This is a genomic window from Teredinibacter franksiae, from assembly GCF_014218805.1.
Lineage (GTDB): Bacteria > Pseudomonadota > Gammaproteobacteria > Pseudomonadales > Cellvibrionaceae > Teredinibacter > Teredinibacter franksiae.
In genome coordinates this window covers 82,134-105,989 of sequence record NZ_JACJUV010000003.1, presented here as the reverse complement: position 1 = coordinate 105,989, position 23,856 = coordinate 82,134, and the positions used below count along the sequence as shown (strand labels likewise).

Here is a 23,856-nt window from a genome sequence, read left to right as displayed (position 1 = left end):
TTTTTTCGTTTAGGGCACTTCTAATAATTGTCTTTGGCGCCTAAGGGCGTGGTCTAGAAAACTTTATTGCAGTCTGGATCTGCTTGCGATAACGCTTGCCAGACCGCGCAGAGGATAAAATTAATTAATAGAACTGCCCTTGAGTCATTCTGTGCTGATCAGTTGTGTGATAGAGGTAATAGTAAGCGATAAAATCGATTTTTGAGTATGAAGGCTTTACACCACTGATCAATTTTATGCGCTTATTGTTCGGTGTTTTTGTGGTTGTGAGTTTATGCCGATTTTGGCGGCGCTTAATCACATTGATGAAAACGTTAGTGAAAATCTCTCGATGAAATTTCAACGTTACTTAGCCGTTCAGAATAGTCCAATAATTTACCCGCTACCACGTGAATAACGCTATGGCCTTTTTTGGGTTCGCTGGCTTCCAGCCTACCTTTTACAACTAAGAGTTTTGCGGTAAGTAATACCTGTCGGAATTGTTCCTGAGTGTTTTTCCACACTATTACATTGATGTTGCCGGTTTCGTCTTCCAGTGTTAAAAATACCGTGCCTTTAGCGGTGCCCGGCCGCTGTCTACCGGTTACTAAGCCAGCAACCTGAACAAAACGGCCATTGCTTATGCTTGCCAATTGTATTTGCCGCTTACAGTGATTAAAAGGGTATTCTTCACGTAATATAGCCATGGGGTGAACACGTAAGCTTAAGCCGGTGGTTTGTATATCGGCGCTGATGTCCGTTTCTAAACTGGGGGGTGCAGTGAACAATTTTTCTTGTACTTGAGTGCTTGAATCCGACAATAATTCCGAGTGAGGTTCAACTCCAGCGGAATGCCAGAGGGCCAAATGTCGATTGCCCGCAATGCTGCGTAAAACGTCGGCGGCGGCTAGTTTTTGTAAGTCAGCGCGTGTTAGTGTGGCTCTATGGGCAAGCTCTTCGATACTTATAAACGGTTTATCTCTTCGGCTAGCGGTTATGCTTTTAGCTTTTTCTTCTGCCAGTGCTTTTACCTGCACGAAACCTAAACGAATGCCCCAGGGGAACTCGGTTATATCACTAGCTTCGATACTGCATTGGTATTCGCTTTTATTGATGTCTACCGGCCATATTTGTATATGGTGCCTGCGTGCATCTTGGATGAGTTGCGAAGGTGAATAAAAGCCCATGGGCTGGCTATTCAGTAATGCGCAATAAAAGGCGGCAGGGTGATGGCATTTAAGCCAAGAGGAGGCATAACATAAAAGCGCAAAACTGGCGGAGTGTGATTCTGGAAAGCCGTAACCGCCAAAACCTTTTATTTGTTCAAACAATCGTTGAGCAAATGCTAATGGATAGTTTCTGTTGAGCATACCCTGAATAAATTTTTCTTCAAACTGTAGGAGACTGTCGTTTTTCCCCCAGCTGGTCATGGCCCGACGAAGGTTATCGGCTTCGCCACCACTAAAGCCTGCTGCCACCATGGCAAGGCGAATAGCTTGCTCCTGAAAAATGGGTACACCCAGTGTTGACTCAAGTACTGCTTTTATCGCCGGGCTTTGGTATTTCACCGGTTCCGTACCGTCTCGTCTGCGTAAATAAGGGTGTACCATATCACCTTGTATTGGGCCTGGGCGGACGATGGCTATTTCAATCACCAAGTCGTAAAAATTTTGTGGCCGAAGTCGGGGCAGCATAGACATTTGCGCGCGCGACTCCACCTGAAAAACCCCAATACTGTCGGCTGCGGAAAGCATGTTGTAGGTCGCCGGGTCCTCTCGCGGAATGTCGGCCAGAGATTTTATGCTGGGATTGTAGGCGTGAACATAGGTCAGCGCTTTTCTTAACGCGGTCAACATTCCCAGCGCTAGAACATCGATTTTTAACAGGCCCATGGCTTCCAGGTCGTATTTATCCCATTGAATAATGGTGCGATCTGGCATGCTGGCATTTTCCAAGGGCACTAAATCACTGATTTTTCCCTGAGTCACCACAAAGCCGCCAACGTGTTGTGACAGGTGGCGGGGAAAGCCGAGTATTTGCTCTACAAGAGTGAAAAAATGCTGCAATACTTTTTGCTGTGGTTTTAATCCGGCAGCTTCAATACGGCCTATTAAATCGCCGGACCTGTCCCACCAAGCTAACGATTTTGCTAGGTGGTCAATCAATGCGGGTTCCAACCCTAGTGCTTTACCTACGTCACGAATAGCGCTGCGTGATCGGTAGGTGATAACCGTTGCGGCAAGGGCTGCGCGTTCTCGTCCGTATTTTCGATAGATGTATTGAATAACCTCTTCGCGTCTTTGGTGTTCAAAGTCGACATCGATATCCGGTGGTTCATTGCGTTCTTTGGAGATAAAGCGTTCAAATAAAACATTAATTTGTCCTGGTGCAATTTCGGTTATGAAAAGGCAGTAACAAACAACTGAATTGGCTGCAGAGCCACGACCCTGGCAGAGAATGTTTTGTTCACGGGCATAACGCACAATGTCGTGTACGGTTAGGAAATAATATTCGTAATGAAGCTCTTCTATTAGAGCTAACTCTTTTCTTAAAATATCTTCTACGAACTGAGGAACACCCTGTGGCCAACGGCGTTTCTTACCTTTTATGACCAGGTTTTTTACATGTTGGATGGGGGTTAACTCTTTAGGTACCAGCTCCTGTGGGTATTGATAGCGTAATTCGTCGAGGGAAAATGTGCACTGTTCGGCAATAACCTGAGTTTGCTCAATGAGAGAGGCTGGATAGAGTGCGTAGTAGCTGTCTAGAGGTTTAAGGCAGGCTTCGGCATTACTTTGCAGGCGAGTACCCAGTGTCGAAATGCTGGTGTTATGACGAATTGCGGTGAGCACATCCTGCAGCGGCTTACGGCTGGCGCAGTGCATAACGATTGGGTCGCAGGCGACGAGCGGGGTTTGATATTGTTGGCTTAATTGTTGCCAGCGCTCAAATAATACTTGCTCTGCGCCGTGTAGTTGATGGCAAACCCCGATCCATAAACGTTGGCGAAATGCGCCGTGTAGTTCTGCTGTCATTTCAGGGGTACCGGTATCGGTATTGGGGAGCCAAATAATCAAACAGGTTTGTAAACGAAAGCGTAAGTCCTCCATATGAGCGTCATATTCGCCTTTTTGTGCACGCCGGCGGGCGAGGGTAATAAACCCGGAGAGTTCGCTATAGGCTTGGCGATGGGGCGCTATAGCGATGAGTTGGCAACCGTTAGATAAGGTAAAGCTGCTGCCAACAATGAGTTTGATGCCTGTATCTTTGGCGGTGATATGGGCTTTTACGATGCCCGCAAGGGAGCATTCGTCGGTAAGGGCTATGGCCTTAAAACCTAATTTAGCGGCGCGTTCAATTAACTCCTGAGGGTGTGAAGCACCTTTAAGAAAACTGTAATTACTGCGGGTGTTAATGGGGACATAGAGCATAGCTTAAGTATACTGTATAAATAAACAGTTTATGGCTATGCTTGTGCTTTTTATTATCGCGTTTGCCCAATTTCGGCGTAATAGTCTTTTTTAAACTGCACCATGGTGCGTTCGATACGGTCTTTGTTGACGCCTATGCTAAGCAGCGCTTCATGGGCTATTTCGGCGCTGGCTTCAAAGGTTTCAGAAACGGTGATATTGGCACCCTGGCTACGCAGTTCTTTACACCGGGAGCGGTTGTGACCGCGGGCAAATATTGGCAGCTTAGGAAAGGCAACACGCAGGGAAGCGACGACCCGTTCTGCGCCTTCTAAATTGTCTATGGCAACAATCGCCAATGGGGCTTTACTTGCCCCAGCCGCTTTGAGTACTTCAGGTTTTTGTGCTTCACCAAAATAAACCGGCTTACCTTGAGCCGTGGCTTGTTCGACAATACTGACGTTATTGTCGATGGCGATATAGGGCACGTTTAAGCGTTCAAGCAGTTCGCCAATACGGTGCCCCATACGCCCATACCCGGCTATCAATATGCCCGGCGACGCGTTTTGCGGTGTTGTTAGCGGCTCCGTTATTGGGGTTTTGGTGCGCGCTATGATGTGGCGGGCACAGGCATCTAACGCAGGTGTGATCAGCATGCTGAGTAGTACAAGTATCAGCAGGGGTTGGAATAGCGTGGTTTCGAGTATGCCTACTGCATAGGCGGTGCCAAATAGCACAAGTGCAAACTCACCGCTTTGGGCCAATTGCAGCGAGAGCGCAATGGCCGCTTGCGATGGTACTTTAAATGCTCGTGCTAGGGGTAATAGGACGAAAAACTTAACCGTAATTAGGCATAGCAGGCTGGCGGCGAGTTCGCCTGGGTAGAGGAAGAGCATCTCGATATTCAGGGACATACCCATGGTGATAAAAAACAAGCCGAGCAATAGCATACGAAAGGGTTCTACTTCGGCAATAATTTGGTGACGGAAAGATGAGTCGGCGATTAGCAGGCCGGCTACAAATGCCCCCATGGCCATGGAGAAGCCGGCATTTTCGAATAGGCCTGCGAAGCCCAATACCAGTAGCAGCGCAAAAACAGTAAAAATATCGTTGGAGGCGAAGCGCGCGAGTAATCTTAACAGGGGGTTTAGTACATAGCGGGCGAGGAGTACAACTAATAAAATAATGGCAACAGACTCTACAAACGCCAGTATTACATCCACAGCGATACTGTATTCGCCCCGGTTGAGTATCGCGATATAGGCTAATAGCGGTACGACCGCGATATCCTGCAATAACAGCACGGCCACCGCTGGGCGTCCGTGTTGGGTGTTGAGTGCTCGATGCTCGGTGAGTAATTGCAAGACAAAAGCTGTAGAGGAGAGCGCGAGTGCCGCTCCTATAAGCAATGCAATACCGAGCCTGACGTTAAGTAGTTCATATACTAAGTAAGTAATTACCAGCGCAGTAAGCGCCAACTGGCAGATGCCAAGGCCAAAGACATGGCGTCGCATTTGCCAAAAGTGCGTAGGCCTAATTTCTATACCAATGACAAACAGCAAAAACACAATACCCAGCTCGGCGAGGTGTTGTATGTCGTTAAAATTACTAAAGTAACCGATGCCTGAAGGGCCCAGTGCTACCCCTGCGAGTAGGAAGCCCGGAATGGCACCCAGCCTAAGTGCCTGGAATACAGGAACGGTGATAACCGCTGCAGCCAGTAAAACGATGGCGTCGATCAGGTAGTGCATCCCCTGGTGCTCCTTGTATACGAATATACAGAGAAAAAGACATCTTCTACAAATAGAAGTATGGCACTTTTTTCATTCGACTATAATTATGATTTGTGGGGTTAATGTTTTCTCCGAAGCTCAAGCTTTTACGCGCGAGAGTTGTCTATAGGTTACGCAGACTAAATTAGAGGTTCCCTAGACCAGACAGTTATGATGTTACGTATTATATTGTCAATACTGGCTTTCTGCCTCATGTCTATTTGTAGTGCAGCGGACACACCGCCGACAGCTGTTTACCATCTGTGGGCTGGATCTAATTCACCCGCGAGGTTGGGCTACGAACTTCCTTTAATTAGGCTTTTGCTCGACGAAACTCTAGCGCAGTACGGGCCGTATGAGTTACACGTACATCAGTTGGAACACAGTTATCTTGAGTCTTATGAGCGTATTGATAAAGGCAAATTTGATTTTGTTATAGCGCCCGACGGTAAAGGCACCATACCGGAGAATACGAAAATCAGGCGTATTCCCCATAAGATCTGGAACGGCTATTTGGGTTACCGGCAGATTGTTGTACGTAAGCACCGTTTGGCAGAATTTGAAGGCGTGGAGTCATTGGCTTCCCTGCGGCAATTTAAGATTGGGCAGGGAGAAAACTGGCGAGATAACCAGTTTTACGCCAGAAACGGCGTTAAACTGGTTGAAGCCAAAACTTTTTCGGCTCTGTTCAGTATGTTGAAGCACAACCGTTTTGACTGTGTACCCCTGGGTATTAACGAAGTGGATGCCACTGTGCAGGAGCAAAATAGCCAGGGTGGTGATTTTGTGATCGTGCCAAATTTGATTCTGCGATACCCATTGGAAGCGTACCTAATGGTTAGCGCTTATAAACCACAGTTGGCGAAGCGCTTATCCGCTGGGTTTGAAATAGTAAAAGCCAATGGTAAACGTAAAGTGCTATTGGAAAATTTTATGCAAGATAAGCTCAAGAAGCTTGATCATCCAGGGGTAGTTATTCTCGATTTGAATTAGTTGCCGTCTTTGCTCTGTTTGCCTGCGTTGATAGGCTTAGATTATTTCCAAGTACATTATTCGATCTTGCAACATTCCCCAACTATTCCCGCCCATCTAGCGCGTCGTATATAACTTAGTTTAAGTGGGGCGCGATGCGGCCAATTTTTTGGTTATATGACGCCTTGTCAATTACTCGAAGTAACTATACTGGTCTATTAGCCCAGTTGATAAATAGCATTTCCTTACCTGCATATCTATTGCTGATCAGAATAACGTGGCTTTGTGTGTTCTTCTTAGCACGCCTGGTCTTGGTGAATTTTAGAGTGGTGTGCCAGCGTATGGCATTCAAATATTTCAACTTTTTAGTGCTATTGCTCTGCGGCGTAAACACGCTAGCTACTGAGCAGGCAGGCGCACCTGACAAGTACAGGCTTTGGGCCGGGGGTAGTTCGCCTGCGCGCCTTGGCTATGAAACCAAGCTGATAGAACTACTGCTTGCAGAAAGTGAAAATCGTTTTGGCCCCTATGAACTCGACGTTCATTCCGTTCAGTATTCCCGATTTGAAGGCTTGAAGCGTATTGAAGATGGCCGCTTTGATTTTGCTTTAGTACCTCAGTGGGATCAACAGCATGAAAAGAAAACACAATTTATTAGCGTGCCTTATCCAATTTGGAATGGCTTTCTTGGTTATCGACAATTGATTGTTCACCGCGATCGATTGGATGATTTTTCGAGAATTCGTTCGCTGGCAGACCTGAAAAAATTTAAAGTGGGGCAGGGGGAAAACTGGCTTGATAATAGATTTTATCGGAAAAATGGTGTTAGAGTTATTGAGGCGCAAACCTTCCATAGCTTGTTCCCAATGCTCAAGCGAAAACGTTTTGATTGTGTTCCCCTTGGTATAACCGAAGTTGACGGCACGTTAAAGGACATTAATAGTTTAACGAATGATTTTGCCGTAGTGCCTAAGCTGATGCTTCACTACCCGTTTTACACTTATTTAGTTGTGGGGCGGAAACAAGAAAAACTTGCCAATCGTCTGGGTTCGAGTTTTGAATCTATAATTGCTGATGGTCGTTATAAAGCTCTTTTAGAAGAGTTTATGAGTAAAAAGCTGCGTATTATTGAAGATCCTAATACTGTATTAATTGAAATACGTTAACAGCTTTTATCTTTTGAAACTATTTAGAGGTTTGCGAGCATTGGTATTCATCTCGAATAATAAGACGTTTGTTTTCAGCGTGTTTTATCATTCGTACATTTGTTGTGATTTGTAACCCAATCCAGCCCGTAATAACCGTAATGCTAGTAAAAAATATCGCGCTATGTGTTAGCCAGTGGTCTACAGCTTTGTTGAAAAAGTCGGGTAGTAGCCATTTGGTCCCCTCTGCAATCCAAGCTCGCCAGCCATCTAAAAGGGCTGCTGGTTCGGTGCAATACTGATTTAGGTATTCGGCGTAGCCGACAATCGCTATAACTATGAGTAGTTGAAGAATGTAAAGCTCTTTAAGTAGCTCGATGCAGTATTGAATGGAGCGTGTAGAGGTATGCCATGACTTGTTACTGGAAACATCGATAGGCTTCAGTGGCTGAGCTTGATTGTTGACAACCTCGAATGTATTGGGTAGCAAAATGGGTGCATAACCAGCCGTTCGATAATGCATACGACTAAGCACGGCCTCGTGTATTTTTATATGTTCCATCATCGGTTTTTGGTTTTTTTCATTATGGCAAAGGCTGTGAATTTCCCTTGGATGATATCGATAAAACATGCCTAACCCGCTACGTGAGTCATGCATTATGTCGTGCGCATTTGCTGCCGCCCGTATGCTATCCAGTGAGCCATTTATCAGTTTTAGCCCGGCTTGAGTCGCCTTCTCCAATATCCAGAGTAGGGGAACATTGGTTATACCGCGGCGATTGTAACCACCACCTACATCGGTATGGCTGCCCGTAAACCATACTTGTTCTACGGTTACCTTGGCCTGGACTATTGTTTCGTCAAGCTCGTTCCAAATACGCGGCCAGAAAGATGTTCTTGCATCATCTATAGAAAGGGCCTGAAAAGCCTGCTTTACGTTTGGTGTGAGCTGCAGTTTATAGTTCCGGTAATGGAAAAAGTGGTTCAGCAGGTTGTCTAGGCCTTGGAGTGTATTGTCAATCAGCCATGAGATGGGGCCTGTGACATCCGTTTTTTTAGGCATTCCCAGTGCTGCAACGGTATCCCAGGCACCAATAAATTCGATTTTAATATCACGTCGTTCGAGTGAAATACCTTTGATGCTTTCAGCTAACGGTATGGGGCGCGATGTTGTTTTGCCTTGTCGCTTGAGTTGGGCTTTTCGGGATTTATAGGCGCCTATAAGGTTTTTAACTTGAGCTTTGAGTTTTCGATCGCTGGTTTCATTGCGTGCATCGAGCAGGCCGCAATCGTAAATAAAACCATTGAGAGCGCGAACGGTTGCCGCTCCACGGCTGAAACCAAACAGGTATACTTTGTCTTGCTCTGAATTGTAGTTTTTACTGAGAAAGGTGTAGAGGTCGCATACATTGCGCTCAAAACCAAAGCCAAATGCGCCCGCAATTGCACGTAAGATTTTATTGGATGATGAGCCTACGCCATTGTCGTAGAAGGTGATTTGTTCGATGTCGTTATCGTGGATATCGATAGCGTGGTAAGTTTTGTATACATTGCTATCTGGGGTATAGCCACCTTTACTTCCGGTTCCATCTGCGCATAAAACAATATTTCTTGTCATTATTGTTGTTCCCCAGAGTCTCTTTTTGTGCATTATGCACAGGAGCGAGGAGACTGTACATGGCTGTTTGAAGTAAACAGTATAGCGGTCTTGGTTTGTATTCTACCCTTTGGGGGTGGCGAGTAACGGCTCTACTCTTTGGTCGTTATATATTGCTGGGATTTTTCAAGCGCATTTTGCGCTTGTTCTTTTTCTTTGCTTTGCCCCCAGTTTTGGCTGGCGCGAAGGAAGCGTGTGGCGGCCTGATAGCGAAAGTATTCAGCTTCGTCTGCCTTTTTATTCTGCTTGGCGATTTCTAGCAGGTTAGTTGCTATTGTCGCTGCCTGCTTCCATGCTTGAGCTGACTCTTTAAAGCTGGCGGCTTGCGCGTAGGCATAGCCTACCTGCTCGTAAAGGCCCCCGGCAGAATTCAGTAGTGCATTAGCCAATGACTTGGCTTTATCGGTGTCCTTGGTAGAAGCCCTTAGGCGGTTACCTTCTACTATAAGTTGACTGGCAATACCTGCAATATCGATTGAATAACTGCGCCAGGCCTTTTTTACTTCCGAGGTATTATTTGATTCGTTGAGAAGTTGCACCAGTTGTTTCTGGGTGTTGAAGTGAAGTTCGGTGTTTTGTTCCAATAAACGTAATCGCAACTCGATAGCGTCGAATGCGTGATTGTCGATTTTATGGGCAATAAACGCCAAGTCTTTGTTGATGGACCAAAGTACGGCAGTAGATTTGTATCCCACGAGTTTAATGATGTTTGATTGTTCCCTGCTGGTTTTCTCCGTATCGAGCGACAAAGTGACGCGTGTGGCATCTGGTCCGTGTACGGAACAGTAACCCGTTTCGTCTAGAGAGGTTTTTTTACATTGTTTCTGCAGAGCGTTTTCCTGCTTCTCACACATGTCTACCCAGGTTGCGGAGGGCAATGAGGTGCAGTCACAACTGACGGCAGCACATTCTGTTGCGGTATTGCCTTGTATAGGGAACCAAGCAAATAGAGCTAGTGCAACGTATTGGCGGAGCCTGAGTGAAGATAGGTGAATGTGCACTTTCATAGGTTAACCCCTAGTGTCGCAATACGCTTTTTGATTGCTCTAAAGCATAGCTCACTGCACTGGCGATTGCTTTTCTGCATGATTCAGCAGAACCGTATTAATCGATGCCATTCAGTCTTCTCGGTAGGCCGGTATTTTTACTCCAGAGAATGAGGTGGTTTGTAGTTGATTTTGATCATGGCGTGTCAAATTTTTTTACATTTTTTGCTCGTGCTTTTTGCGGCTTGTCGAAAAGAGTAGTTTCCTCATTGATCGGTGGTTACTGGCGGCTAGTGGTAGCGCGTTAAATTGCTCGAGGTGTTTTATTTGAGAGGTCTTCACCGTTATTTAGTTAACGTTTATTTGGCCCACCGTTGTGTTGGTGCATAAAAAGTTAACATGTTTTTTGTGATTAGAGTTGGCGCGATTTGTAGGGGGTTACCTGCAAGCAGCTTTTTGGGAGTCGTTCATCTAAATGTCAAATGGTTATAGGCGTGCCAGTATGTAGGAGATTTTTACATATGTACTTCTCTTTTATGGGGGCTGTTCTCGTAACCTGTTGAAATATAAGGGTAAATTTAGTTGGCCCGATATTTGCTTTTATGGTTGCATGCTCATGGGTTGCACTATCGTGACTTTGTGCATGGACATTTCAATTTAAAACGGAGATTACACATGAAATTTGCACGCTACATATTACTGGCTGCTCTTGCTACCACCGCTTCGGTTGCTAATGCAGCTGTTATCCGCGTTGCTGATGATGCGTTCACTGCAGATGCTGGACTCATCACTTTTTCTGAATTTGCAATGGGAACAGTTAACCCTGTTTATACTCCAGCCGATTACGGCGCTGATCCTACTGGTGTAACCGTGACTTTCGGCGGTTGGTTTGATGGTCAGTCTTTGGGCGGTGCCGGTGATTGCCCCGCTGGTGCCCAGTTAAGCGGTTGTGTTATTGGCACACCAGACGCTGGCCTTAGCCTTGATCCTAGCGCTTCGCAGTCCTTTATTACTGCCGATGGTGCTAACCCAACTAGCCCAGTTCTTTCTGGTACTCCGCGTTTCAACGGTGCTATCTCCATGATTTTCTCTGAAGATATTGCTGGTGTAGGCCTTGATGGTGGTTATTTCAACGCTATTGGTGGTACAGCTATTACGGCTTTTGCGCGTGATGGCAGCATCATTGGTACGGTTGCTAACGAAGGTTTGGGTATTGAGTTCTTAGGTCTGGTTTCTGATCTGGGTAATGAAATTGCTGGCCTGCAGTTTAGTTTGGTTGGTGCTGAGCCTGCTGGTTTCGCTATCGATAACCTGCGTTTTGGTTTTGCTGACCAAGTTATTGCTGATGTACCTGAGTCAAGCTCTCTCGCGCTGTTGGGGTTGGGTTTGTTGGGTCTTGGTTTTTCTCGCAGACGTATTCGTAAGTAGTTATATACTTTTACTCTAAAAAACTGCGTAGTTTTATACTGCGCAGTTTTTTTTTGCTCTATCTTTAAGTTTGCTAAACAAACACACCCTGCACAAACCAGCTTTTATTGAGTTGGTCATAAAATATCCATAGCCTCAGGTGGTCATCACGCCGGGCAATAAAGTAGTCGCGGGCGGTAGGCGATTGCCACCAGTTACCCTCAATGCGCTCTGGCCCCTGTAGTAATTCTAAACGACCGCGCCAGAAAAGGTATTGCTGGCGTTGCTGTACCGGCAGAGGGGGCTCAAACAGCCAGCTTGGGCGCACGGCTGTTGTAGTCGGGGTGGGGCTAGGTTTAGTGTTGTGGGCTATTGAGACTTTCTTTTGGCTTTTTTCCGGAATATGACTGTCGGTGCAGGCTATCTTGAAGAGCGCATCTTCGCCCAATCGTGCCTTGAGTTTTGCTGTGGTTACGGTGAAGTCATGGTTGAGTTTATCTCGCCGGGCGCTAGTGTCGCCGTCAAAATTTAGGCTGTGACTGCTGGCGTGTAATGGCATGCTGTTGCTACACCGTAGTTCCAGAGTATCTACCTCAAAATTCAGTGTCTGAGCGTCTAATTGAATGCGGGAAAGTTCCAGCAGTAGGGGCCATTGGTCTTGGTTTTCACTGGTATGAACCTCTAATTGCTGCTTGTGGTGATAAATATCCATTAATACCCAATCAATACTCTGGCACTGACGTTGGCGGTTGTATAAATAGCGACTTAGGTTCTGCAGCAGGTATTCCATGGGGGGCATGAGTTGTGCGCTGTTCGTTATGGGGTAGTCAAACTGAATGCTATCGTGAAAAAATTCTTCGGGTTGAAAAAGGGTTGTCGGTTTTTCAAAAAGGCTGGGTTGCAGGGTTACCTGATCGATATCGAAGATGTCGGCTATTAGCTGAGAAAATGCCTGGCCCCAGCGTTTACGGAAGCTCGCTAGAGATTGAGTATTAATTTGCCGCACAATATCACCCAGTGAATTAAACCCAGATTTTTTTAACGCGGCTATATGCGTCTGTAGTTGGGTGTTTGAAATGGTGTGTTGTGGGCACTGGGCAAGCAAGGTACTGTCGAGTGTTTGCAATTGTTCGATAACATCTGTGCGCGTGTGTGGTTTTTCGTTATCCGGTATTTTTTTTTGTTTATCAAACGATAATAACCAGGCCGCTTTGCTGGTATGGCCTGTACCTAGGCAGTAATGAAAATTAAATGTCTGCAGTTCCTGCTGTATTAAAGTAATAATGTTACCTAGCCCTTTAAAGAGCGTGAGTGAGCGGGAAACTTCAATGAGTAATCCGCTGTGGGTATTAGGGTTTGGCGTTTGCTTTTCAATGTAGGGTGTAAAGCTATACAGCGTATTGGCTAGTTGGTGAATGGCCGCTTTTTCTATTTGGATGTCGCGCTCCAATAACTGGCTCTGTACTAATATTTGAGCCGTTGTTACCGACATATGTTGTTTTATACCTTGGTTAACGGCATTCGGATTAGCACAAACAACCTGTTGCTTGTGGGTAACAATAATAGCGGTGTCGGCGCCTTCATTTATGCGGCTGTTAACGGCAAATACTTCTAGTGGCAGTAATGGAAAGCGGAGGGCGATCCAGGTTTTGGCGACGTTTTTTTTGTTGGCCACAGCGGTTACCCCTAATAATAGCGGCGTTTTAAGGGTTGCTTTTCCGTGCGAATGGGCACAAGCGTTTGGTGTGGATGGTAAATGGGAAGTAAAGGTTCGTTAATGGCGGCAGGCTGAAGGGGGTTTTTGTCGCTCGTTAATAGTGGGTGTGGAAGCAGTGCCTGCCAGGATTTTGGTAGCGGAATTAGAGCTGGCTGAGTTTTATTATGCTGTAATTGACCCCGCTGCTTTAGCAGGGTAAGGCTTAAATTTTCTTTTCCTAAGGTGACCTCTAAGCGTAGAGCCGCAGGTGAGCTTTGTTGTTGTGCCTGCGTATGACGGAAAATAAAATACAGGCCAGTGCCATTGGTTGTTGCCAATTGGCACTTGCGTAACTCACTGTAATTTAGGGCCTGTTTAGGCTGCCATGCCATTATTACGCTGCAGCTACTGGCGCGGGCTAGCTCAACAAAGCTGACAATAAAGTCGGTTTTATTTTTTACCCGAATAATCAATAATTGCTCGAGTGTAATCCCCAGTTGCGACAATCCTTGCGCAAAGGGCAATGCGGGAGGGTTCAGTAGTACGGCGTAGGTGCTGGTGTTGTTCAGGCATCGCTTTACGGCAGGCGACAATAATAGCCACTCACCTCCGCTGTTGGTGGTCTGACACATACTAGGCGGGTAAATTTCAACCAGGCTACCAAGCGGCCAGCCGTTGTTAAGTAGCCGATTATTAAGTTGGCTATGACCGGTATCTATCACCTGCCGTACCGTTTTTTTCTGGCCGTGGCCGCGCCATATATCGTCGCGTTGGAGCAATTGCTCCAACGTTGGAGGTGCCTTTTGTTGTGGGCATTGGTTCCTCATGGGCTCAAACAGCCTTCTTTGTTTCTATAGGGTGAATGTGGTGTGGAGCACGGGGGCTTATCTCTTTACTTTGTGTGCCGTGATAACTGTTTGTATATACAGTATACCCGTATTATTGATCAGGCAAGTATGAATTTTAATATGGTACGTTTTGGGGTGATAATGGTGCCTAGGTAAGATATACCCAGAACCCTATTCAAAGAGAGCCATAATGACCAAGCTATACGGGGCAATAGAAGCGGGCGGCACTAAGTTTGTTTGTGCGGTGGGCACGGGGCCGCAAGCGCTAGAGGAGATTCGTTTCGCTACCACTACGCCGACAGAAACTCTGCAGCGAGCGATCGAATTTTTTATGCCCTACAGGGCTGAGCTCAAATCTTTGGGAATAGCGAGTTTTGGCCCTATAGACCTAAACACTCAATCCCGCTCCTGGGGTTATATTACCTCCACACCCAAGCCAGGTTGGGGCAACATTAATGTTGCTGGCGCCTTTAGTGCGTTGGCTGTTCCTATCGCGTTTGATACGGATGTGAATGCAGCGGCCCTCGGTGAGGGTTGCTGGGGGGCGGCTCAGGGTCTGAGTGACTATCTCTATATCACCATCGGTACCGGTATTGGCGGTGGTGCGGTGGTAGGCGGCAGGTTACTGCACGGCCTAATACACCCAGAGATGGGCCATAGTTTTTTACCTAAGCTGGAGCATGATGGCTACAAAGGTCGGTGCCCCTATCATGCCGACCGCTGCTTTGAGGGGTTAGCCTCCGGCCCCGCGATTGAAGAGCGCTGGCAGGTCTCTGGTGTTGAACTACCCACCGACCACCCCGCTTGGGAGATGGAGGCCGAGTATATTGCTATGGCTTTGTCCGGGGTCACATGCACACTATCACCGCAGCGTATTATTGTGGGTGGTGGGGTTATGGGGCAACCGGCGTTGATTAATCGTGTACGCGACAAGCTGCAGGGGTATTTGAACGGTTATATTCAACATCCGGCTATTATTGAAAATATGGAAAATTATGTGGTATTACCTGGCTTGGGAAATAGGGCGGGTATCCTTGGTGCTTTGGTATTGGCGAAGCAGGCGGAGACATAAGCCGTTTGAGTTCTCAGGTGAGGCGCCATAAACGGTACGAAATAGAGAGGTTTGAATGTCGAAAATCAAAGTGGATCACTTTTCTGATGTGCTCTGTATTTGGGCCTACGTGTCACAAATTCGGGTAGAAGAATTACTAACCGAATTTGGTGACAAGGTAGAGGTGGATTATCACTTTTTCCCTGTGTTTGGTGATGTTCCTGGGAAAATGGAAAAAAGCTGGGGTGATCGTGGAGGCATCGAAACCTATAATGCCCATGTACAATCTGTTGCGGATAAATTCGACCATCTCGATATTCATCCAGATGTCTGGGTAAAGAACACCCCGCAATCATCACTGCCGGCGCACCTCTTTCTTGCCGCAGCGAAAATGGCCGAGTTATCGGGGTTGGCAAGGGAGGGGCCTTTACCCAATTTATGCAAAAAATGCGAAGAGCATTCTTTGTTGAGGCGCGAGATATTTCCAACCGCATGGAGCTGTTGGCCATTGCCGAACAGTCGGGTTTACCTATCGATGTTATCCGTACCAGTGTCGATAGTGGAAAGGCCCATGCCAGCATTTGCAGTAATATGTATAAATCGGTGGAGCTGGGAGTTAAATCTAGCCCTACGCTTATCTTCAATGAGGGGCGGCAAAAACTTTCGGGCAATGTAGGGTATCGCATTATTGAGGCGAATATTCGCGAGTTGTTGGAAAACCCTGCTGGCCAGCAGTCTTGGTGTTAAGGGAACTGCCGAGCAAGCTTAAGTTGAAATGATGGCATTAAATAGCGGTTAAAAATAAAAACAAAAATAAAAATAAAAATGGGAAATTTGGAGTGAAATATTATTATTCGATTTTAATTTTGGGATTGTTATCTTTTATACCGTCACTGGCTATTGGTGAAGTTGATCTGGAGGCCTACGGTAAGCTAGAGCAAGTAAGCGACGTTAGTATTTCGCCCAATGGTGAGCTTATTTCCTATCGGCGCACAGAGTCAGACGATAGAGATTTTATTGTGGTTTACTCGTTGAAAGAAAAAAAAATGATTGCAGCCGTGGATGTGAGCGAGATTGATCCTCGCTGGCAGTATTTTTCAAATAACGATTTTTTAATACTTGTTGGCTCTAAGCATGTGAAATGGAGGGATTATAAGCACGATTTTGATGTGAGTACGGCATTTAGCTTTGACATTAAAAATAAAGAGGTTTTTCAGCTCATTAGGTTGGGAGAAAATATATCGGGAAAGCGCCGAGTGGCAGAGGGTCAGTCGGGGTTGGGGCGTGTGGCGGGCAAGTCGGTTAACGGTAAAAAGCTGTATATGCCAGCGTACGTAGCCGAATCTGATCTCGATTACGCACCCAATTATTCATTGCTAGAGATCAATATCGATGGCAAAGGTAAGCCGCGAGTGGCAACTAGGGGAACTGACCATACCCGAGATTACTTTCTGGATAGTGAAGGTAATATTCTCGCCCGCGAAAACCGTAATGATCGAAATAATGTGCACAGCGTCGAACTGAAAGAGGGGCGTAAATGGCGAACGCTGTACAGTTATGAGGCCGAAATACCCACCCACAGTTTTATTGGTTTAAATAGTGACTTTACGGCACTGGTGTATAGCCGAAATGACGATGATGAAAGTTTTTTGCAGCTTTCGTTAAAAGATGGAAGCGTTACACCACTGGAAGGGTTTGATGCCGCTAAAAACACCCGTGGCGTGATAAAAGACCATCATGGAGTGGTGGTTGGTGTAGCCTATTCGGGCTTAATACCAGATTACCACTTCTTTGACAGAGCCTTACACAAGCGAGTTCAGGGTATTCTGGGCAAGTTTGAAGGGCACTCCGTCTATCTCAGCAACTGGACAAACGATTGGAAGCACATTGTTGTGCGTGTAGAGGGCTCTTTGTACGCAGGCGATTATTTTCTGTTTACAGAGGGGCAGTCCCTTAAATCTATGGTTAGCTCACGCCTAGACATAGCATCGGAGGATATCAACCCGATAGGAAAGGTAACGTATAAGGCGCGAGATGGACGCGCGATTCCCACGATACTGACATTACCAAAAGCAAAAATGGGGAAGTTAAAAAACCTGCCAACAATTATTATGCCCCATGGCGGTCCAGCAGCACAGGATGTTATTGGTTTTGATTATAGGGCGCAGGCATTGGCGTCTCGTGGGTATCTGGTGGTTCAACCGCAATTTCGTGGCTCTACCGGTTTTGGCCAGGAGCACTATAAAGCGGGTTGGGGGCAGTGGGGTAAAGCCATGCAGGACGACCTAACCGATGGCGTGAATTTTTTCGTAAAAAAAGGCTATGCCGACCCCGCGCGGGTTTGTATTGTAGGGGCAAGTTATGGCGGTTACGCAGCCCTTGCTGGTGCAGCCTTTACGCCGGATTTATATCAGTGTGCTGTATCCATTGCCGGGGTGAGCCATTTACCCAAAATGCTTAAAGCCGATAAAAGCCGTTATGGGAAAAAAAGCTGGGTGCTGGATTATTGGAATCGCAGTATTTTAGATGGCGATTACAGTAAAGATATTTTGAAGGAAGTTTCCCCCTATTATTCGGCCGATAAAGTAAAAATTCCTGTTCTTCTTATTCACGGTGCGGACGATACAGTAGTGGAATACAGCCAGTCTAAACTGATGTATAAAGCGATGAAAAAGTCTGGCGGTAATGTGAAATTGATTAAGCTTAAAAATGATGATCACTATCTGCAGGATAGCGCTACACGTATTCAGGCACTAAAGGCGTTGGTGGGGTTTGTTGAAGCCAATATTGGGTCGTAGATACAGTGGTTTTTCTGAGGAGGTAGTAAAGGTGCCCTAGCGAGGGCTAGAGATTCAAAAGCCGGCGCAAAAACCGCCCTGGCTTTATCTTGCGGCCGCTAGTCCGCTATGGATGAGGACCCGCGGTATACGGCCCCCTTGCTTTTTTCTCGTGGTTTTAGCTGGTAGCGCGCAACGCCTTTCACTGTGAGCGCATAAATTGTCACATTGCGGTAGCCCTGAAGGGTAACAAATTGCTGCAGCTGAGAGCGGAAGTGCGCACACTGCTCGGTAGGCAGTACCATGCGAATTTGTACCAGTTCGTGGTGAAAGTTGAGATGTTGTGCGTTCTGATCGTCGTCTCCGGAAAATAATTTGGTATAAATCACATTAGCGCCCGGAATGCCAATACTTAGAATGTAATCTAAAAATTCGTCAGCATGTTTACGTGGTATTAAGGCGCACAGCGAGCTGCTTTTTTGTGTATCTGCCTGTTCTTTAGATCTTTGATTTTTGTCCAGTAGCGTAGCTATAGAGCGGGTATCTCGCCAGTCTGTACTGCCCATTAGTTGATCAACGGCCGCGGTTATTTGTTGGTTGGAGGCCAAGCGACTTTTATTGCTTATGGAGGTTGGTAAATTTACCAATCCGTGTTCAATGGATATTTCGAATACAATTCCGCCGCCAAGGGTATTAATTCGCCCTGCAGATACCAGAGCTTCCTTTACCCGCTCTCTGTCGATGTCCTCCACTAATACCATAACCACTTCTTCGTAAGGCTTTTTGGTGATTTTCAGCCAACTAACTCTGTCCCGCGTACCACGACCTTCAACGAAATAGACAATGGGGCCGTGTGAACCCGCTTGCATTGCGGCTTTGATCGCGTTGTCTGTTCGTCCGGATTGAACCAGTGCGTAGAGTGCGTAAAGATTATTTTTTAAACTAATCGCCGATGTGTCTTGTAGGCTCCTTTCTTGTGTTTGGCTTCTATCTATCAATAAATTGAATTCGGAATTGGTAGAGAAATAGGAGCACTGTGTGCTGAATATTGCACCGGAACCCGGTAGATGTAGGTCATTGACCTCTATGCAAAATTGTACAAACGCACTAAGGTCTTTATCACAGACAAGAAGCTGTAAGTATTCACACTCTGGGTTCATTGTAGGTAAAAAAGCCTGGAACCAGTGTTCTCTAATCATGGTGCCACGGCAGTCAAATTGAATTACTTTATAGGGCCACTGGCTTAAAACCTGCTTTAAACAATTGTGTAAGCGAGCTTGAGGAATGATCAAGCTCACCACGGAAAAGCCGGTTTTCTCAATAAACGCTGCCATCATTGATCTCTATTTATTCGTGCAACAATAAGCCCAACGCTGAGCACGGTAATAATGGGGCCGACCGATGCGAGAGCTAAAATGCCAAAACCATCGGATACACCGGGTACCGCAGCACCTACCCCCAAGCCCATCGCCAAAACTAGGGGTACGGTAATGGGGCCGGTAGTTACACCCGCTGAATCCCAGCCGAAATTGACAAACTCTTCAGAAGACCACCAAGTAAGAAGTAACAATAAAAGGTAGGGCGGAATTAAGAGGTTTATCAGCGGTAAATTGAAGGCGATTTTGGTTACGCCCGTAGCAATACCCATTCCAACACCGAAGGCAACGGAGTGCATAAGTAGGCGTTTTTTAAAGGCGCCTACGGTCACTTTCTCGACGGTGTTACCTAGTGCGTTCAATGCAGGCTCTGCCAAGGTGGCGCCATAACCGAGGAAAAAACCAAAAATAATAGCGATAACTTTTCCTGTTGCTTCAGTATCAAATTTAGGCGGTACAAATCCACCACCTTCAGCGCCCCATGGTGTTAGGCTTGCGAATGCTGTGGGAATATTGCCGCCCAGCTGTGAACCCAGAGGTGTTAATCCTAAACTCAAGCCAAGCATGAATAAAGTCATGCCGATGAGAGCAAAGGCAATACCGATTTTAATTTCCATTGCTACTTTGAGTTTTTCTTTGTTGAGCCGCAATATAAGCCACAGGGATGCCACCAGGAATATACACAGTGGCACAATCGCTCGTATAGAAGCCATTAAAGATGATTGAAGGTCTTTAGCTATCTCAACGGCTGGGTTCCAGGTGTCTTTGCTCATTAGGGCCGGAATGGGGGATGGGGTTTTTGTTAGCACAATTTGTGCATTCGAAATAACAATTTCGCCATCGACCAATTGCTTGGTGCCACCTCGATATTCAACTTCATATTTAATATTGAAGTTGTCAGAATCGGCATAACGGCGATATTCTTCCTCACTAAATAACGTGTTGGTGTTCAAGCGCATATTGGGCTGGTCACTTTTAATGGTGGTTGCCAGCGTTTCAATTTTGTATTCGCCTGTATAGTTTTCTGCACCTATATAATCGTTATTAAAATAGTGATAAAAGCTGAGTAATAGCACCGCAATAATCGGAAATAGTGAGGCCAAAGTGACAATGCCAAACCCGGCATTACTGGTATCACCATCACCTAGAATACGGCAAACACCTATGCCCAGCGCTAGCACAAGGGGAACGGTTACTGGCCCGGTGGTTACGGCTCCACAGTCCCAGGCAAGGCCTAATACCGCCTGCAATTGCGGAATGGTGTTGGCGAATAGCGTAAGCACTATCAGTAATGCCACTATCGGTAGTACCAGAATTTTAAGGGACCAGTTGCGGTAAAAACGCAGCACGCCTAAAAGTACCGCCAAGCCAACACCAATCCCCACAACACTTACCAGCTCACCGGTGAAATCGTTTAGCAAGCTGAATAGCAAGGGTGTTTGTTCGGCACGAACGCCGGCTCCTGCCGAGCGTAGTACCGCAATGGCTGGTTCTGCAAAGGTGGCGCCTACGCCCATTACAAATGAAAACAACAGCACGCCCCAAAGGGGTGTATTACGGGGTAGAATTGCACCAATGGTTTCACCCAGAGGCATCAAACCCAGTCGTAGGCCTTCCATAAAGAACATTAGCCCGAGCACAACGATAAAAATACCCACAGAAATCATTGTGGTGTAAACAAGAGGTAGGCCAAGAACCAGAATTTGAAAAATTGCCAGGTAAAAAACGATAAACCAAATACTCTTTACTTGGCTTAAGAAGTTATCTGCGATGTAGGGCCAAAGAATGCTGAGTTTTTCTGAGAGGCTTAACTCAATATGCAGGTCTGGGTTTTTCAACTAGAGTTCCTCGCGGAGATGCTGGCTTACAGATTACTGGTGTATAGATTTTAGTATGGATCAGGCAGATATGCCGGAGTGCACGATAACGTAAGAATAGGATAGGTGCCAGTATTTTGAGGGAAGGCTCTAGGGTGTCGATGTCGATCGTTTTTGACGGTTGTAGTGAGAACGAATTATCTGCTTGGAAGGGCAACCAGCCTACTTCTGCGCAGTTGACCTTACACTAAGGCCTGCCTGATCGCGCAGAGGCTAAAATCAATTAATAGAGGAGCCCAAATGGAAGTTATGGCGCGTTCGAGCACAGGCGGTAGAGGGTGTATGTTGATGCCCTTGCGATATGGGGTGGTATTGATACAGATATCGTTTATTAGGTGTTGGATTGTTGCTGGTGTAACCAAATCGTCATAATACCCTCATGTTTCTGTCACAGTTCGGTGGTAGTTTGGCCTTCATTGGAGGGCTGAGCATGCGTGTTTTACAGAATATACATCAAATTGACTTAGCTACATTCGACTGGTGTTTACGTCGTAGGCATCGCGAATTGGCGGTTGTATTAAGTCGGTATGTTTCTAGGACGGCGGACGGGCCTGTGTACGGGGTTCTGGGTGTTGTCTTTATATTGTTAGGTCAATGGCATATGGCGAAGTTAATGGGCGTTACATTTCTTGTAGAGCGTGTGCTGTATTTAATCTTTAAATCGTCTTTTCGTCGGAATCGCCCTGCGGTAGCTATACCTGGATTTACAAGTGAGGTGACGCCTTCTGACCAGTTCAGTTTTCCATCAGGACATACTTCGGCTGCTTTTTTAGTGGCTTGTGCTTTGAGCGCTGAATTTCCATGGTTAATCTGGGTTCTATACCCTTGGGCCGCGAGTGTAGGCGCTGCACGCGTTATGCTCGGTGTGCATTTTCCAACGGATGTAATGGCGGGTGCATTGCTCGGGCACTCTATTTGTGTTTTGGCAATGAGCCTTCTTTAAATTAATTGAGGTGCGCACAGGAGAACTCAATGAAAATACTCTACGGTGTTCAGGGGACGGGCAACGGTCACTTGAGTCGTGCGCGTGCTTTAAATAAATACCTATGTGAATATGGTATTGAAGTTGATTACTTGTTCTCTGGTAGAGACAGGGCAAACTATTTTGATATGGAAGAATTTGGTAGTTGGCAATGTAAACGTGGATTAACGTTTGCCCACCAAGCCGGGAAAATAAATGTTTGGAAAACGCTAAAAAAGACCAGCCTTCGACAGCTGTGGCTGGATATTAACCAGCTAGATCTAAAGCCCTACGATATTGTGCTGACAGACTTTGAACCTATTACTGCATGGGCGGCTCGTCGTAAAGGTATAGCTTGTATTGGTGTAGGTCATCAATATGCATTTGACCATAAAGTTCCGCGTCGAGGCGATGACTATTTGGGGCGAAAAATTATGGAAATGTTCGCGCCTGCAGCGGCTAGTTTGGGTTTGCACTGGCATCATTTTGATCAACAAATACTGCCGCCTATTGTTGATATGGATGTTACTGAAGACACCGTGGTAGCGGGAAAAATTTTGGTATACCTCGGGTTTGAGTCAATTGAGGCTGTATTGGCATTGCTTAAACCTTTCACGGACTACAAATTTTACTATTATGGTGATTTTGAAAAGCCGGAAACGCGAGGCCATATTGAATTGCGGCCACTATCACGTGACGGCTTTAAGTATGATCTTGCGACCTGTGAAGGTGTTATCAGTAACGCCGGTTTTGAGTTGTCCAGTGAAGCTATTCACCTAGGTAAGAAGATATTGGTGAAGCCTTTACGAGGGCAGTTGGAGCAGTTATCCAATGCTAGGGCCATGGAGGAGCTGAAGCTTGCCATGACCATGGATACCCTAGAGTCCAAAGTGACGGCGGACTGGCTGAAGCATTTTTCGGGTCCCCGTGTGGTTTATCCGAATGTGGCGGACGCTATTGCGCAGTGGATAAACAACAGTGGGTGGGAAGCACCGGGTTCCAAAGAGCAGCTTATTCAGTCGTTGTGGCAAGCGGTTGAGGCGAAAGGTGTGGAACGTTTTTGCACCAACCCTTTACCTCCAAAGCACTGTATTAGCGACCTTAACGGGCGTCTCTGACAAGCTACACACACTAAAAAATTTCGGCCTCTGTGCTATGTTGGTGTATTGAAGTTGTTGTTCCTGAAGTGTAAGTGTTAACAATATCGCTTTCAATTGCGGTTAATAATGTAAGAACTTTATCGCTGGCGGTTTCCATGTCACTCAGTGAGTTAAATGCGTCATCTGTTTTATTTTGCTCAGCGAACTGTAATGCTTCAATGCCCTTTGTGTGTACGTCTCGGTGAGGTGCCTCTATTGCTTTAAATGAATGCAAATGGCTGAACGATTTTTTACCATCTCCTTGATAGTACCATTTGCCCAACCGACACTCGGTATGATCAGAAAAGGTATCTAGCGACTTTTCTGATTTCCCCCAAAACCGGCGATATACTTCGGATTTCCAAACAACGTGATCTAATTTCACGGTTTGAACAAAGGATCGTTAGGCGGAAAGCGCAATGGTTAGTGACATGTTTTGTGCGTGATGGGTAAAGTCGTCGACGATTATGGATATATCTTTCGTCGATTGAGATGTTTGCTGAACGGTTGTACTGGTTTCCGAAATGCGTTGGGCAACGTCTTCTGTTTTATCGGTAATGGTGTGGATAAGGTCCGATATTTCTGAAGATGCCTGTGCCGACTTTTGCGCGAGTGCACGCACCTCATCGGCCACTACGGCAAATCCGCGGCCTTGTTCTCCTGCTCTAGCGGCTTCAATCGCGGCATTCAATGCGAGGAGATTAGTTTGGTCGGATATGCCTCGTATTTGTGTCACAAAGCTCTCAATTTGGGTACCAACTTCTGTAAGCTCCTGTACACCCTCGGTAACTTTCGCTGTTTTG

Annotated in this window: 17 protein-coding genes and 1 pseudogene; 8 read left to right on the top strand and 10 right to left on the bottom strand. The window is 46.2% G+C overall.

Translation table 11 applies throughout. From position 1 onward, the window contains the following. Positions 1 to 314: 314 nt before the first annotated feature. Together H5336_RS18750 and H5336_RS18745 are read right to left on the bottom strand one after the other, a co-directional pair. Positions 315 to 3,410: an error-prone DNA polymerase gene (locus H5336_RS18750; RefSeq protein WP_185235999.1), complete on the bottom strand. Its 3,096-nt coding sequence runs from the start codon at positions 3,408 to 3,410 to the stop codon at positions 315 to 317. A 53-nt stretch (positions 3,411 to 3,463) separates the two neighbouring features. After that, positions 3,464 to 5,140 (bottom strand): cation:proton antiporter domain-containing protein, encoded by a 1,677-nt coding sequence (locus tag H5336_RS18745; protein ID WP_185235998.1) that lies wholly within the window; start codon positions 5,138 to 5,140, stop codon positions 3,464 to 3,466. Positions 5,141 to 5,332: 192 nt separating this feature from the next. Between H5336_RS18745 and H5336_RS18740 the strand changes: the two genes are divergently transcribed. Then, a complete protein-coding gene (locus H5336_RS18740; RefSeq protein WP_185235997.1) occupies positions 5,333 to 6,154 on the top strand; it encodes a transporter substrate-binding domain-containing protein in 822 nt (273 codons plus the stop codon). 134 nt (positions 6,155 to 6,288) lie between these two features. Further along, a complete protein-coding gene (locus H5336_RS18735; protein ID WP_185235996.1) occupies positions 6,289 to 7,299 on the top strand; it encodes a substrate-binding periplasmic protein in 1,011 nt (336 codons plus the stop codon). 19 nt (positions 7,300 to 7,318) lie between these two features. On the opposite strand, the gene H5336_RS18730 is transcribed toward H5336_RS18735, so the two are convergent. Next, a complete protein-coding gene (locus H5336_RS18730; RefSeq protein ID WP_185235995.1) occupies positions 7,319 to 8,896 on the bottom strand; it encodes a T6SS phospholipase effector Tle1-like catalytic domain-containing protein in 1,578 nt (525 codons plus the stop codon). Between the two features lie 131 nt (positions 8,897 to 9,027). Beyond that, positions 9,028 to 9,942 carry a hypothetical protein gene (locus H5336_RS18725; RefSeq protein WP_185235994.1) on the bottom strand — a complete coding sequence of 305 codons (915 nt, stop codon included), beginning with the start codon at positions 9,940 to 9,942 and terminating at the stop codon, positions 9,028 to 9,030. A 654-nt stretch (positions 9,943 to 10,596) separates the two neighbouring features. Here H5336_RS18725 and H5336_RS18720 point away from each other — a divergent pair. Next, positions 10,597 to 11,349: a PEP-CTERM sorting domain-containing protein gene (locus tag H5336_RS18720; protein ID WP_185235993.1), complete on the top strand. Its 753-nt coding sequence runs from the start codon at positions 10,597 to 10,599 to the stop codon at positions 11,347 to 11,349. A 73-nt stretch (positions 11,350 to 11,422) separates the two neighbouring features. On the opposite strand, the gene H5336_RS18715 is transcribed toward H5336_RS18720, so the two are convergent. Beyond that, complete coding sequence (locus H5336_RS18715; protein WP_185235992.1) at positions 11,423 to 13,003, bottom strand: Y-family DNA polymerase; 1,581 nt, start codon at positions 13,001 to 13,003, stop codon at positions 11,423 to 11,425. Positions 13,004 to 13,014: 11 nt separating this feature from the next. Further along, positions 13,015 to 13,851: a translesion DNA synthesis-associated protein ImuA gene (gene imuA, locus H5336_RS18710; RefSeq protein WP_185235991.1), complete on the bottom strand. Its 837-nt coding sequence runs from the start codon at positions 13,849 to 13,851 to the stop codon at positions 13,015 to 13,017. 211 nt (positions 13,852 to 14,062) lie between these two features. Here imuA and H5336_RS18705 point away from each other — a divergent pair, with 211 nt between their 5' ends. The 3 genes from H5336_RS18705 to H5336_RS23670 all read left to right on the top strand — a co-directional run bounded on the left by H5336_RS18705 (position 14,063) and on the right by H5336_RS23670 (position 17,721). Then, the gene (locus tag H5336_RS18705; protein WP_185235990.1) at positions 14,063 to 14,944 is read left to right on the top strand and encodes an ROK family protein; all 882 of its coding nucleotides are present in this window, start codon (positions 14,063 to 14,065) and stop codon (positions 14,942 to 14,944) included. A 417-nt stretch (positions 14,945 to 15,361) separates the two neighbouring features. Then, positions 15,362 to 15,670, top strand: coding sequence for a DsbA family oxidoreductase (locus tag H5336_RS23120; RefSeq protein ID WP_246439391.1), 309 nt, complete (start codon positions 15,362 to 15,364; stop codon positions 15,668 to 15,670). Positions 15,671 to 15,762: 92 nt separating this feature from the next. Next, positions 15,763 to 17,721 carry an alpha/beta hydrolase family protein gene (locus H5336_RS23670; RefSeq protein WP_185235989.1) on the top strand — a complete coding sequence of 653 codons (1,959 nt, stop codon included), beginning with the start codon at positions 15,763 to 15,765 and terminating at the stop codon, positions 17,719 to 17,721. 98 nt (positions 17,722 to 17,819) lie between these two features. Here the strand turns inward: H5336_RS23670 and H5336_RS18690 are convergent, their stop codons facing one another. After that, positions 17,820 to 19,037 (bottom strand): hypothetical protein, encoded by a 1,218-nt coding sequence (locus H5336_RS18690; protein WP_185235988.1) that lies wholly within the window; start codon positions 19,035 to 19,037, stop codon positions 17,820 to 17,822. Continuing rightward, positions 19,034 to 20,914 carry a DUF1538 domain-containing protein gene (locus H5336_RS22720; protein ID WP_221628238.1) on the bottom strand — a complete coding sequence of 627 codons (1,881 nt, stop codon included), beginning with the start codon at positions 20,912 to 20,914 and terminating at the stop codon, positions 19,034 to 19,036. Before H5336_RS22720 ends, H5336_RS18690 begins: the two co-directional genes overlap by 4 nt. A gap of 469 nt (positions 20,915 to 21,383) precedes the next feature. On the opposite strand from H5336_RS22720, the gene H5336_RS18675 reads away from it, so the two are divergent. After that, a complete protein-coding gene (locus H5336_RS18675) occupies positions 21,384 to 21,896 on the top strand; it encodes a phosphatase PAP2 family protein (RefSeq protein WP_185235987.1) in 513 nt (170 codons plus the stop codon). Positions 21,897 to 21,925: 29 nt separating this feature from the next. Next, positions 21,926 to 23,032 carry an MJ1255/VC2487 family glycosyltransferase gene (locus H5336_RS18670; protein ID WP_185235986.1) on the top strand — a complete coding sequence of 369 codons (1,107 nt, stop codon included), beginning with the start codon at positions 21,926 to 21,928 and terminating at the stop codon, positions 23,030 to 23,032. 13 nt (positions 23,033 to 23,045) lie between these two features. Here the strand turns inward: H5336_RS18670 and H5336_RS18665 are convergent, their stop codons facing one another. Continuing rightward, a complete protein-coding gene (locus H5336_RS18665) occupies positions 23,046 to 23,438 on the bottom strand; it encodes a CZB domain-containing protein (RefSeq protein ID WP_185235985.1) in 393 nt (130 codons plus the stop codon). An 18-nt stretch (positions 23,439 to 23,456) separates the two neighbouring features. Continuing rightward, positions 23,457 to 23,801: pseudogene (locus H5336_RS23500) on the bottom strand (methyl-accepting chemotaxis protein); the annotation flags it as partial. Positions 23,802 to 23,856: the final 55 nt, after the last annotated feature.

What these genes read in the sequence shown, in the direction of transcription:
- H5336_RS18750 (WP_185235999.1), bottom strand. Translation starts at nt 3,410, where the DNA reads ATGCTCTATGTCCCCATTAACACCCGCAGTAATTACAGTTTTCTTAAA.
- H5336_RS18670 (WP_185235986.1), top strand. Translation starts at nt 21,926, where the DNA reads ATGAAAATACTCTACGGTGTTCAGGGGACGGGCAACGGTCACTTGAGT.
- H5336_RS18690 (WP_185235988.1), bottom strand. Translation starts at nt 19,037, where the DNA reads ATGATGGCAGCGTTTATTGAGAAAACCGGCTTTTCCGTGGTGAGCTTG.
- H5336_RS18705 (WP_185235990.1), top strand. Translation starts at nt 14,063, where the DNA reads ATGACCAAGCTATACGGGGCAATAGAAGCGGGCGGCACTAAGTTTGTT.
- H5336_RS23120 (WP_246439391.1), top strand. Translation starts at nt 15,362, where the DNA reads ATGCAAAAAATGCGAAGAGCATTCTTTGTTGAGGCGCGAGATATTTCC.
- H5336_RS18730 (WP_185235995.1), bottom strand. Translation starts at nt 8,896, where the DNA reads ATGACAAGAAATATTGTTTTATGCGCAGATGGAACCGGAAGTAAAGGT.
- imuA (WP_185235991.1), bottom strand. Translation starts at nt 13,851, where the DNA reads ATGAGGAACCAATGCCCACAACAAAAGGCACCTCCAACGTTGGAGCAA.
- H5336_RS18735 (WP_185235996.1), top strand. Translation starts at nt 6,289, where the DNA reads ATGCGGCCAATTTTTTGGTTATATGACGCCTTGTCAATTACTCGAAGT.
- H5336_RS18740 (WP_185235997.1), top strand. Translation starts at nt 5,333, where the DNA reads ATGATGTTACGTATTATATTGTCAATACTGGCTTTCTGCCTCATGTCT.
- H5336_RS18725 (WP_185235994.1), bottom strand. Translation starts at nt 9,942, where the DNA reads ATGAAAGTGCACATTCACCTATCTTCACTCAGGCTCCGCCAATACGTT.
- H5336_RS18745 (WP_185235998.1), bottom strand. Translation starts at nt 5,140, where the DNA reads ATGCACTACCTGATCGACGCCATCGTTTTACTGGCTGCAGCGGTTATC.
- H5336_RS18720 (WP_185235993.1), top strand. Translation starts at nt 10,597, where the DNA reads ATGAAATTTGCACGCTACATATTACTGGCTGCTCTTGCTACCACCGCT.
- H5336_RS18675 (WP_185235987.1), top strand. Translation starts at nt 21,384, where the DNA reads ATGCGTGTTTTACAGAATATACATCAAATTGACTTAGCTACATTCGAC.